This is a genomic window from Acinetobacter genomosp. 15BJ, assembly GCF_000400715.1.
Classification (GTDB): Bacteria; Pseudomonadota; Gammaproteobacteria; order Pseudomonadales; family Moraxellaceae; genus Acinetobacter.
The window spans coordinates 294,402-306,154 of the sequence record NZ_KE007351.1; the positions used below are offsets into that span (position 1 = coordinate 294,402).

General features: G+C 41.6%; 10 protein-coding genes. 4 read left to right on the forward strand and 6 right to left on the reverse strand.

The window, feature by feature from the left end; genetic code table 11:
• Positions 1–184 precede the first annotated feature (184 nt).
• Both F896_RS00835 and F896_RS00830 read left to right on the forward strand, forming a co-directional pair.
• A complete protein-coding gene (locus F896_RS00835; RefSeq protein ID WP_016165141.1) occupies positions 185–490 on the forward strand; it encodes a helix-turn-helix domain-containing protein in 306 nt (101 codons plus the stop codon).
• The gene (locus F896_RS00830) at positions 490–1,755 is read left to right on the forward strand and encodes a type II toxin-antitoxin system HipA family toxin (RefSeq protein WP_016165142.1); all 1,266 of its coding nucleotides are present in this window, start codon (positions 490–492) and stop codon (positions 1,753–1,755) included. Before F896_RS00835 ends, F896_RS00830 begins: the two co-directional genes overlap by 1 nt.
• Before the next feature lie 591 nt (positions 1,756–2,346).
• On the opposite strand, the gene F896_RS00825 is transcribed toward F896_RS00830, so the two are convergent.
• The 6 genes from F896_RS00825 to F896_RS00805 form a co-directional block, all read right to left on the reverse strand.
• Entirely contained in the window at positions 2,347–2,583 is a 237-nt protein-coding gene (locus F896_RS00825) for a hypothetical protein (protein ID WP_004716968.1), read from the reverse strand.
• A 344-nt stretch (positions 2,584–2,927) separates the two neighbouring features.
• Positions 2,928–3,692: an energy transducer TonB gene (locus F896_RS0120165; protein WP_016165143.1), complete on the reverse strand. Its 765-nt coding sequence runs from the start codon at positions 3,690–3,692 to the stop codon at positions 2,928–2,930.
• Positions 3,689–4,135: a protein TolR gene (gene tolR, locus F896_RS00820; RefSeq protein WP_016165144.1), complete on the reverse strand. Its 447-nt coding sequence runs from the start codon at positions 4,133–4,135 to the stop codon at positions 3,689–3,691. Before tolR ends, F896_RS0120165 begins: the two co-directional genes overlap by 4 nt.
• A 12-nt stretch (positions 4,136–4,147) precedes the next feature.
• A complete protein-coding gene (gene tolQ, locus F896_RS00815; RefSeq protein WP_016165145.1) occupies positions 4,148–4,846 on the reverse strand; it encodes a protein TolQ in 699 nt (232 codons plus the stop codon).
• Between the two features lie 97 nt (positions 4,847–4,943).
• Entirely contained in the window at positions 4,944–6,923 is a 1,980-nt protein-coding gene (locus F896_RS00810) for a phytase (RefSeq protein ID WP_016165146.1), read from the reverse strand.
• A gap of 78 nt (positions 6,924–7,001) precedes the next feature.
• On the reverse strand, positions 7,002–9,491 hold the full coding sequence (locus tag F896_RS00805) for a TonB-dependent receptor (protein WP_032882579.1): 2,490 nt from the start codon (positions 9,489–9,491) through the stop codon (positions 7,002–7,004).
• A 323-nt stretch (positions 9,492–9,814) separates the two neighbouring features.
• Between F896_RS00805 and F896_RS00800 the strand changes: the two genes are divergently transcribed.
• Entirely contained in the window at positions 9,815–10,741 is a 927-nt protein-coding gene (locus F896_RS00800; RefSeq protein ID WP_016165148.1) for a diguanylate cyclase domain-containing protein, read from the forward strand.
• On the forward strand, positions 10,738–11,739 hold the full coding sequence (locus F896_RS00795) for an AraC family transcriptional regulator ligand-binding domain-containing protein (RefSeq protein WP_016165149.1): 1,002 nt from the start codon (positions 10,738–10,740) through the stop codon (positions 11,737–11,739). The genes F896_RS00800 and F896_RS00795 overlap by 4 nt, the downstream gene beginning before the upstream one ends.
• The last annotated feature ends 14 nt before the right edge of the window (positions 11,740–11,753 follow it).

Sequence of the window (11,753 nt, forward strand, 5' to 3'; positions counted from 1 at the left end):
TGAAATCTCCGTTTCAACAATCAGTCCAAGTACATCCTGATGATTTTCTGTAACCTATATCCAAGGACCATACCTCCCTTTCGATGTACTGCATAACAAAGTCCACCTTAACTACACGATAGCTGTAGAATAATTCCATTATTTTGTGGTTTAATTAAATTATTAAAGATTAAGCCCCAATATAATGGATTTATATTTCACTAAACCCGAAGAAGTTGTGACTCTTTTAGGTGAGCGTTTACGTAAGCAACGACTCATTCTGGAGATGTCCCAAGCTGACGTTGCAGCACGAGCAGGTGTCGGCGTAAATACTGTTTCGAATCTAGAAGCGGGGCGAAATGTATCTGTTGAAAATTTAGTCCGTATTGCAATGGTCTTGGGCCGATTACACGAACTTCAGGAGCTATTCCAACCTCAGCTTAACAGTGTAAATGACATTTTACGCTATGAGAGTCAAAGTAAGCGACAGCGTATTAAGAGGAAGGGATAATGCTCAATAGGCTTAATATTTATTACAATGGTTGGGGTGAAACTTGGCTGTGGGGAACGCTGATTAGTTCAACTGCCACAACTGGTAGACCTAGCATCGCTTTTGAATATAGTCCAGAAGCAATACAGCGAGGTGTTGAGCTCTCTTCTTACTTACTCCCTTTAAAAGGTCTACCATTCAGACAGGGTTTTCCTACTCATCAAATGGGATTGCCTGGTCCAGTCTATGATGCTTTGCCGGATGGTTGGGGCATGTTGTTGATGGATCGATATTTTCGAAAAATTGGACTGAATCCGGCACGAATCGGCCCTTTGGAACGTCTAACTTATATTAGCACCCATGCAATGGGTGCCCTCTCCTTTGAACCCTGTGTCGCAGAGATGCAAACTTCAGAGAATATTCCCCTGCCGCAATTGGCACAGGAAGTCCAAGAAGTCCTCAAAGGAGAAGGTGGCGAATTTTTACAACATTTGCTGGTCATGGGTGGCTCCCCCCAAGGTGCCAGACCCAAAGCATTGGTTTACCGAGATCCTGTCAATTTTGAGTTTTCGACTCAAGCTTCTGATCAACATGAAGCCTGGCTGATTAAGTTTCCTGCTCAGCAAGAGCATCCTGAAGTCTGCGCCATTGAAGCCGTCTATGCAGAATGTTTGCGGCTTTGTGCAATCGAGACTCCAGATACCCATTTCTTTAATTTGCCCAATGGTTTAACGGCTTTTGCTTCTAAACGATTCGACCGTCAAAATGGTATGCGGATTCCAATGCAGAGTTTGGCTGCATATACAGGAGCAGACTATAAAGTTCCAGGTAGCCTAGACTATCGCAATTTTCTCCGGGCAACCTTGATGTGTACGCAAGATGTACGAGAAAGATTGTATGCTTTTAAACGTGCTGTGTTTAATGTGCTTTTCAATAATCGGGATGACCATACTAAGAACTTTTCTTTTCTCATGGAGAAAAATGGTCAATGGAAATTGTCTCCAGCCTATGATGTGACCTTCTGCGAGGGTCCAGGTGGTTATCATCAAATGGACATTATGGGCGAAGCGCTCAATATTTCCCGAAATGACATACATAAACTCGGTACTTCAGAAGCTAATCTGACTACTCTAGAAGTCGATGAGATCATCTTGGCCATGCGTGAAATTGCACTTCAATTTAGTCAAATTGCGCAGCGCCTGTATCCCAATCAAATTCGAGAATCTACCCTACAGATGATTCAAACACGAATTCAACAAAATATTGATTTTTTAACGGCAACGTAACTGGAATCCAAATTAAGTTCCTGCTCTCATATTCAAATAGGCTTAGATGTAGTTTAACAGTCGCTAAATAATCTGTAGAACCTGCGAATTAACTCATTTTATCACCAAGAACATTTAATGAAGCACCACCAAGATATGTTCTGCACTATCTCAGTTGTATGGGCTGTAATATCCATAAACAGCTAAAAAGCCCTGTACTCCTTATGGATTTAAGTTCTGCAAACGTGAAAGAATTAATCCTACAGTGTGGTATTAGCCCAGATGTATGCCGTTTGTGCATCTAACATTGCAGCATCATATTTTTTGAATATCACTTGTCCAAAACTGGCTGATGTACCATATTGAGTTATGCCATCACCGAAAAGTCAGTAAAATTTTGAGCTATTTAAACGTGAAATCACTACATCTAGATCGAAAATCACTAAGAAACACTGTCACCATAAAAAAAGGTCTGCACTACGGATAGATACAGACCAAACTCTGGATAACTACCAGCGCGAGAAATATGTCTCAATTTTGCATAAACATGATTATTCACACAAGTTAAATATTTGTTACCGTTTTCACTTAAAGAAATTCTTCAATCAAAAATTAATCATCTGCTATAAATGTAAGTTCATAATCATCGTGGGTGATTTTAATCTTTATCCCGCGATAACAACGCTTATCCGGATCTAAAGCTGAATTAGCCACTTCGTCTGCGAATTTAGGATCCCCTCTAAACTTGTCATATAGCTTGTAACCAATTCGTATCTTTTTAATTTTCTTATTCTTCTTCTCGTTATTATCTAATGTTTGGTCTAAAAAATCTAAATTAAGGTCACTCACTCGGTTTACCCTCTGGTGCTTTTTAAAAAGAAGTGCCTAACTCTAGCCTGATTAGTATTACAAATACCAGAAATATTACCCAACAAAATACCTACCTATTGCGAGGTTCAATTGTATAAATTTCCTAATGAACAACCTATTTGTTTTCTTTGTTCAGGAATGAAGTGATAAAAATCAAAACTCTGATATATGCTCTCTATTATATTGAAAAAAATTAAGGGTATAACATTATCTACTCATGATGTTCTCTCCTATACAAGAAGACGATATTTATCTAGGAGAGGAGTGACAGGCGCTTTAATGATATTAGAAGATATTTTTTATTCTTCATATTTACGTATATTTCATGAAATTCGATATTGAAATGTATTTTTAACATTCAATACACTCGTCGGCTTGCCATCTACTAATCTCGGCTGATACTTAAAATTAAGTGCAGCCTGTATTGAAGGACGTACAAACATCGGATGACAATCACCTTGTGCTTTTGGATTTTCAACTCTTCCTTTTTCATTCACGCTATAAACAACTGTACAGTCCCCTTCGATCTTTCGATCTAAAGCTGATTCAGGATATGTAGGTGCAATTTTGGAAACAGGTTGATAGTTTTTTACATCAAAAGTCGCTGTTTGGCTGGATTGTGCTTTTGATGTTGTCGGCTTGTCATTCATAGACTGCGTTGCAAGGTTTGACTTCGGTTCAGTCTCTGCTACTTTCTTAGTTTCTGTTGTTGTACTTGAATTTTCAGCTGACACCTGCTGTGGTTGTTTATTGGCCACAGGTGCAACTTTCTCACTTTTGGATTCCACAAATTTCTTGTCAGTTTTCAGCTGTGTTTCTTTAGGTTGCTCAACCTGCTTTTTTTGAGGGGGCTGATCAGCAACTTTTTTCTCAACCACGGCTTCAGGCTGTTTTATTTTTGGCTGCTCTAGGACTAGTGGTGGCAGTTGAATAAATTGTAATTGAATCGTTTTCGGCTGGGGCTCTTTGAATGTTTCATGCATTTCAACCGTACCAAGCCAGGCAATCACCGCAATATGTAAGCCTGCTGTGACTGTTAAAGCTAGCCCCTGATCACGAAACCTGATTTTTGATGCTATTGCCATCATGATTGTGGTTCCTCCGTGATTAAGCCCAAGTTGGTCACGCCACTCTTTTGCAAGACTGCGATGGCTTGTGCAACTAATTGATAGTCAGCATTCTGATCTGCACGAACATAAAACTGTAGGCTTTGATCGTTATTGATCATGGGAATTAATTTTTGTTGCATACTGCTTAAATCGATCGCTTGATCAGTCACTTTTTCTGTATTCACTTCTGACCCAATATTCCAGTAATACTGGCCATTCGCCTGAATGGATAAAGTCACGATACGCTGCTGTTGTGACGCTGGCATGACATCGGCATCGACTTTAGGTAAATCAATTTTAATCCCTTGTGTCAGCATCGGTGCGGTCACCATAAAAATCACCAACAGCACCAGCATGACATCGATATAGGGGACTACATTCATCTCTGCATTGGGTTTCAACTTTTGAGGACGCTTGATCATGACTCTTACTCCTTAACGCGAACTGCGCTCAGTATGTCCAAGCAAACGGTAAATTCTGGTTTGTAACTCATTGGCAAAGCCGTAATAGCGACTAGATAACTTGTCAGCACGTGCCGAAAACCGGTTGTAAGCCACTACAGCCGGAATGGCTGCAAATAGGCCTATTGCGGTCGCAATCAAAGCTTCTGCAATGCCTGGTGCAACGGTATTTAAAGTCGCCTGCTCAACGCCAGATAGTCCAATAAAAGCATTCATAATTCCCCAAACCGTTCCAAACAAGCCGATGTAAGGACTAACAGAGCCTACTGTTGCAAGGAAAGTAAGATTTTGTTGGAGCTTTTCTTCTTCTTCACTGATGCTACTGAGTAACCGACGTTCTACACCATCGATTACATCAGCCGTAGTGAGCTGTTCATCTTTTATCAGTTGATGATATTCATCTACCCCATATTGAAAGATACTGACCACCCCTTTGTGCTGTTCGGACTGTTGGTATTCCTGCTGTAATAGGTTTAAATCTTTTTGCTGTCTAAAGTTCTTTAAAAACCGATGCCAGAGTTGCTCTTGCCCACGCAGTAGCATGCCGTGACGTACAATCAGATACCAGCTCACCACCGAAGCTAAGACTAGAATCAACATCACAATTTTGACTAAAACACTGGCATGGCTGATCAGTATCCACACTGACATTTGATCCATTGTTGCTTGCATAACGCTCCCCAATTTTTTAATTGCTGCTTGCTGCAGCGTAGGTATTTATAAAAGTGGGCTGTGCTTTGCTACACCAGCCCATATACTGAATTAACATTTAGTCCAAGTGTAGGGCTTGTGCTATTTTTTCCCAAGGAACGTACTTAAAGTTCTGATTAGTTTCTGGCATACGTTTGCGTCCGTCTTGTACCACCAGCATGCCTTGTTTCCACTTACCACCAAAATCTTGAGAACTCACATCCAAACCGTCGGTTTCTGAGACGGCATCAATCCCTTTTTCGGTGTTAATCCCTACTCGGAATGCGCCCCGAACTGTATACGGTGCTTTGCTATCCACAACCACAAAACTGTCATTGCCTTGACTAGATACCACTAGGTAACTTTTGTCTTTTGCATGATAAAGTCCCATGCCTTCAATGTCGTCATATAAGACATCCCCCACAGCAAGTACTTGCTGCATCGGTAACTGGGTCTTTGGATTAAGATCTCTAACCCATACTGCAACATCTTCTTCAGCTAAGAAAATACGTCCTGTGGCATCGTCGACTACACAACCTTCAGGTTGCGTTTTCACGGAAAATCGTTGGACTTCTTGAGCCTGCAATTTCTGCTGTGTTGCGGTAATGTGATACTGAATAAACGTGCCATTTTTATCGTTCGGAATGGCATAGATTTCACCTTGAGCGTCGCGGTACATACAGATGCCATAGATGTCATCTAGCTCAGTTGGAAGCTCGCCAAGTACTGAAACCTTGCCTGTGTTAGGTTGGATCGCAAAGACATGCAGACTGTTATGGTCTCGGTTCGATGCCACTGCCAAATCAACAGTCTGATTACCCCACTTAAAACCATGACGGACATCGACATTGTTCAATCGTCCGACAGGTAAATATTGGATGGCTTTCCCTTGCAAATCACTAACCTGTAACCCCCCTTGTTTGTCCGTCGCTAGAATACGGGACTGGCTCGGCTGTGCTGCGTTATGCCAAATGGCAGGATCATCAGCAGCATCCCCTGTGCTTGGGACACCCTCAGTCTGGACTTCTGCGGGGATCGTGACAATATTTGCTGTGCGCTGGGTTGCCTGCGTTGGCCATTCAAGCTCTGTGGTCTTGGCAGTTTTATCATCTAAAATCAACAACGCTTTATCGCTATCATTGCCACGAATACTCAGGCTTTCGGCTTCTTTTACTGTATCCAGCACTAAAGAAGATAATCTATTCCAGTACTTATCCTGCTTTTGATAACGGTAAAGTAATGGTTTTTCTTCATCTAATACCGCTACCAGATCATCCACAATCGCAATTGCAGAAGGTGTACCTTGAATCGAACCAAAAGGTTCTACAAGATCAACAGCTTGGCGTACCATGTCCGCTTCAGAATGCGCAGGATATGCCCAAACCCCCACATTCGCCTCATTAATGAATAGTTCAGCTGAAGCATCATTCACTTTACAGACACTACTCGCGGGCGGAAAACTTAAACGTCGTACCAGTTTGGGTTGCACAAGTGCTTTTTCATGATTGGCAACCAACCATTGCTCACCAATCCCCTCTTCGCCCACCAAGAATGCAAAACTTAAACCTTGTGGGTCGGTGTATAAGCAGACATCTTCAGACTTAAAGGTACGTTTTGGAATAAAAACCGATTTATCCCAGCTTTTGTTCTGCAAGTTCATACTCAAGAGCTGAATTTGCTGTTGTTGTAAATTCGAGGTAGCAATCAATAAACGCTCTGCTCCAATGCGATAATCAAAACGTCCAAACTGACCCTGAATTTGATATAAGACATTTTGTTCATCGTCTAGAAACTGCAACCCTTTATTTTTACTCGTTAACACTCCAGCAACTTCAGGCCAGGTACTCAAACTTAACCATTGCATATCTTCAGCTTTAGCATCATTGATGTCGACTTCACGTAACTGTAGCTTTGCTGCTTGCGGTTGATCCAGCTGAGGTATTGAGGATTGAAGCGCTGTGCTACTCGGAGCCGATGCTAAAATACCGTGTTGACTACATGCCGTCAGCAAGCATAAGCAACTGGTTAAAACCGACAACTTAAAACATGAAACATTCATAGAAATACTCAAAATTGGGTTAAACCGCCTCGGGTCTTCTCATGTAGAGAAAACCTCAGGACGAATATTTAATTCGGTTTAGAAATGGGTATAGGTCAGTGCAAGCTTGTAAGCTGGACCATATTCTTCATATTGCGCGTTATAGGCTTTAGAACCGGAATAGTTGTAATAGACTTCATCGGTTATATTCTGTATATCAAACTTCAACTGCAGGTTTTTCGATAAATTCAGGTGACTACTGAAATCGAGAAAGACTTGGTCATCAGTATAAATGTCTTTTTCAGGCGCATCGATGTCACCCAATTCATACAAATAGCTCGATTTATAGTTTGCAGAAAGACGTACGCCAAAGCGTTCATTTTCCCAGCCCAGCATGAGATTACCCACTACATCGGACTGGTTCGGCAGATGAATACGACGACTTAGCAGCTCGCCATCTTTCATCGAATCGATATCAGCCTCAGACTTACTGAAAGTCGTATTAAAGCCCAATAACATCCCATTCCATGGCGCTGCTAAGTGGTCAAACTTCTGTGAATAAGCAAATTCCATCCCATACAGTTTGGCCTGATTACCGTTTTTATAAGTAATTGCTTCATCAAAGTCAGCCCATTGCCCTGTCCCAGCAATATTGGTGTTGTAAATGAAGTTATCGATATCTTTATAGAATGCATAGAAGCCGACCATGCTGGCTTGCCCCAAATACTTTTCTACCCCTAAATCGAAGTTCGAAGACTCCAATGGCTTCAACATTGGATTACCAAACTCAGCCTCATCACCATCGATATATACACCTGGTGCACTTTGTGCAAAGTTCGGTCGTACTACACTATTGGTCCATGCAGCACGAAGATAGGCATTGTCTGCGAGTTGATAACGGAAATGTAAACTCGGCAACCAATGATCATAGTCATTTTCATATTGGGTGGATGTGATCACATCATCATTAAACTCAAAACCACGCGCTTTAAATTGGGTGTTCTCATAACGTAATCCGGCAATCACGCGAAGTTGGTCTAAATCGACCGTATTCATCAAATAGGCGGCTTGAATGTCTTCATTTGACTTAAAATCGTTAATGATTGAACCATCTGCCACGACATAGTCACTGGCGTTGAGACCGCTAATTTTGGCTTTAATCGCATCTACATTGAGGCTAGGACCAAACTGGCCGAGTTCATAGTCACTATTGGAGTTAAAGTCCGAACTTGAGGTACTCAAGTCTTCGTACTCCCACTCATCGGTATTGTTGGTCTTTTCACGTTGACTAATCTTGCCGCCAAACTTAAACGATGCGGCATAATTACCCAACATATAGTCTTTGAGAAAATCTAGCTTTGCGTTGTACTCTTCATCCGTGGTTTTGGATTGTTCCCAAGAAATCGAATCCAACTCATAGTTCGCAGCATCGTAAAGGTCCTGATCTGCCGTAATCACTGGTTTTTGTGTACTGTTAAAACCAAAATTACTTAATTCAGCCTTATATTTTGCCCCAGAAATTCCACCTGGATTTTCCTCTGATGCTTCGCTATAGCCTAACTGCCCTTCAACGGTCCAGGTACCGAATCCTTGTTTACCGCCTAAAACAAAAGACTGAATTTCTTGAGTCTCCTCTCGGTTCTTCAATGAGCGGGTCACTTCTGCATCACCACTTTGTCCAGCCAACAGTGGATCAGAAAACTCAGCTGCGACTTCCTGACGCGTTTCGGTATCTTTAAAACGGCTGTATAAAGTTCTTAAATAATATTCACCCGTATCGTTAGGACGGTAATCAAAATTTAGCCCCGCACCGATACGCTCTCGCTCGATATCATATTGACGCATTGCTGTTTCTTCGAGCGCATGACCATCCCATACACCACCAGTTTCAACGTTATCAGAACCAAACTTTCGATTTTGATAACTCAGGGCCAATGCCACCCCGAGGTTATCCTGACCTTCACCTACACTAAAACGGTTACTGATCGCACCTGATGCTTTAGGACTATATTTTTCCCGCTTGTCATCATAACTGCCTTCAACTGTACCGGTATAAAACAAACCATCATGATCAAAAGCCGATAAACTTTCGACCTGAACGGTTCCACCTAAAGAATTAGCATCCATATCTGGGGTCAGAGTTTTGACCACAGCCAACGATTGCACCAACTCAGATGGCAATACATCCAGTGCTACACCACGACGGTCACTTTCAGGTGCAGGCACGAGGGTGCCATTGATGGTGACTGAATTGAGATCCGCCCCCAAGCCCCGCACTGAAACAAAACGTCCCTCGCCTTGATCACGTTCGGTAGACACCCCTGGAATACGTTGTAAAGCTTCTGCTGCATTATCATCGGGTAATTGTCCAATCCCATCAGCATGTACCACACTGCTGATCTGGTCCGCACGTTTTTGTTCTTTTAGTGCTTTATCCATACTTGCTGCTTGTCCAATGACCTGCACGTATTCCACATTATTTTCTTCCTGCGCATGAACATGTGTCAGGCTTAACATTGACAAGACCAGTGTGCTGAGCTGAAAGCCCGCACGTTTATTTCTCATTAAACGGCTATTCAGATTGCTCATTGTATTCTTCCCCTCAAGCCAAAGTGGCATGGTTTGAGCGCACAATAAAAAGCGAATATGAACAGGATGTGACAGCAATGATTCCCTCCCTCTCCATTTGGACCTTTTGCTGGATTTCTTGCCACAAAATGAGCTGATTTGATCTGTCTAAATCTATTCTTTGACGAATTAAAAGGTACATATTTACTGTAAATACAGGATTTTCCCTTACTTTCAGCATTAAAAGCTCAAAATAGCCTGATCTGTTTTGACTCTAACACTTGCCATTAAACTGTCATCTAAACCTGTTTAGCTTGTGCCCAAATAGACCTTCTCTACACGCTATGCCGAAATATTTTGCTTATTACCGCAAGCCTTTCTTATTGTTAGCAACTTTCTGTGCGCTCTCATTATGGCTATTTATCCGCTTAGGGCTGATCAAATCCCTTCATGAATGGAATTGGGTTGATATTTTAGGCGAAGGTGGAGCGACTGTTTTTATCGGAATCTGGATCTTTTTTATTGTCAAAAGTCGTCCTTTGGGTCGAGTCACCCATTATATGTTTTATGGACTGTGCTTTATTTTCTTTCATATGTGGATGGATACTTTGGATGAGTTTATCCGCTTACCCAAAGAAATCATTTGGGATGCTTGGCTAGAATCCATCCCCTTTCCGATTGGTCTATGTTTACTGACCACAGGGATCTATTTCTGGCATCAAGAAGAGCTCGCCATATCCAAACAGATGCAAAAGCGTGAGCGTGTCTATAGGGACCATCGTTTATTCGATGCGCTTACTCCCTTAGCTGATGCCAACTATTTTAAGTCTCAGCTTAAATCAATCATGGAACAAGATGACATCGTTAAAAGTGATGTAGCCGTGCTCTTGATCGATATGCAGAATTTCAACCAAATTAACCAGCTATACGGCTTTGATGAGGGTACTTCTGTCCTACAGTATATTTCTCAATTATTGAGCCTGAACTTGCGTCCACATGATTTACTTTGCCGCTTTGCTGGGGATCGCTTTATCGTATTATTGCCCAATACCACAGCACAACAAGCTGAAAAAATTGCCCATCAATTAGAACGTATGATCATAACCTATGCCTATTATCATCGCGATTTGTCTGTCCATATTCCCCTAAAAGCATTAACCACCTCCTGTTCAATTCAACACTATGATCAACCACAACAATTACTCAATGCTTTGAATCAACAACTCATGCAGTTGAAAAAGCATTATGCAGTACAACGGGTAAGCGTATGAGTTTTGAATGCGACTACTGTTTTATTCCTGCCCATCATCAGCTATCAATATTGATTGATTTGGCAGCTAGTCATGAAGTTGACCATCATGTGTTACTTCGCGGTAGTGGGCTTTTTATTGAAGATATTTTTTCTGGTCATAAGCTGATAAATCAGCAACAATTCCAGCACATCCTCAAAAATGCTGAACAGTACTTTCGTAATCAGGATATCAGCTTCTTATTTGGTCAGCGCAGTTTAACCACTCCATTCAATGATGCAATTAAAGCCATGCTTTATTCATCCAGTTTAGATGATGCATTAAATCGATATTTAACTTTTTTTGCTTCAGTTTCGCCCTGGCTCTGTCCTCGTATCATGTATAGCTCAGACCAGATCCATCTCTATTGGCTAGACGAAAACAAAATTGAAAATCGATTTTTTATTGAAAGTGCAATGAGTGCAATACAGGCCTTAAGCAGACAGTTGTATCAAAGCAAGTTACCTTGGACCTTTGAGTTTAACTTTAATGAGCCAGACTATATTGAGCAATATTGGACGCACCTTGGCGGAGACCTGACCTTTAACCGTCCAATGAATATGATGAGCTTACCCAGCCATTTTATTCATGAACCATTGCCTGGTGCCTCAGCAACACTTGCGACCATCAGTCATCAGCAGGCTTTGCAATACATGAGTGCTCAGCATCTCCAACAGAGCTTTTTACTGAGTGTGCATCAGTATTTGATGCAGAATATTCAAAATAATATCCAACTTGAACACACGGCAGAACATTTTCAAATAAGTTCTGCGACATTGAAACGTAAACTAAAGAAACACCAAACCAATTTCCAAGCACAACTGGATCAAAGCCGGTTACACACAGCCATACACTTATATCGTGTACAGGGCTTTAAAACTGAACAGATTTCTCAATACTTGCAGATTAATGACACTACTAATTTTCGTCGGGCCTTTAAACGTTGGAGTGGCTTAACGGTACAAGCAGCGCAATCTTAGTCCTTTAGCTTTAA

What these genes read in the sequence shown, in the direction of transcription:
- F896_RS00835 (WP_016165141.1), top strand. Translation starts at nt 185, where the DNA reads ATGGATTTATATTTCACTAAACCCGAAGAAGTTGTGACTCTTTTAGGT.
- F896_RS00830 (WP_016165142.1), top strand. Translation starts at nt 490, where the DNA reads ATGCTCAATAGGCTTAATATTTATTACAATGGTTGGGGTGAAACTTGG.
- F896_RS0120165 (WP_016165143.1), bottom strand. Translation starts at nt 3,692, where the DNA reads ATGATGGCAATAGCATCAAAAATCAGGTTTCGTGATCAGGGGCTAGCT.
- tolR (WP_016165144.1), bottom strand. Translation starts at nt 4,135, where the DNA reads ATGATCAAGCGTCCTCAAAAGTTGAAACCCAATGCAGAGATGAATGTA.
- tolQ (WP_016165145.1), bottom strand. Translation starts at nt 4,846, where the DNA reads ATGCAAGCAACAATGGATCAAATGTCAGTGTGGATACTGATCAGCCAT.
- F896_RS00810 (WP_016165146.1), bottom strand. Translation starts at nt 6,923, where the DNA reads ATGAATGTTTCATGTTTTAAGTTGTCGGTTTTAACCAGTTGCTTATGC.
- F896_RS00805 (WP_032882579.1), bottom strand. Translation starts at nt 9,491, where the DNA reads ATGAGCAATCTGAATAGCCGTTTAATGAGAAATAAACGTGCGGGCTTT.
- F896_RS00800 (WP_016165148.1), top strand. Translation starts at nt 9,815, where the DNA reads ATGCCGAAATATTTTGCTTATTACCGCAAGCCTTTCTTATTGTTAGCA.
- F896_RS00795 (WP_016165149.1), top strand. Translation starts at nt 10,738, where the DNA reads ATGAGTTTTGAATGCGACTACTGTTTTATTCCTGCCCATCATCAGCTA.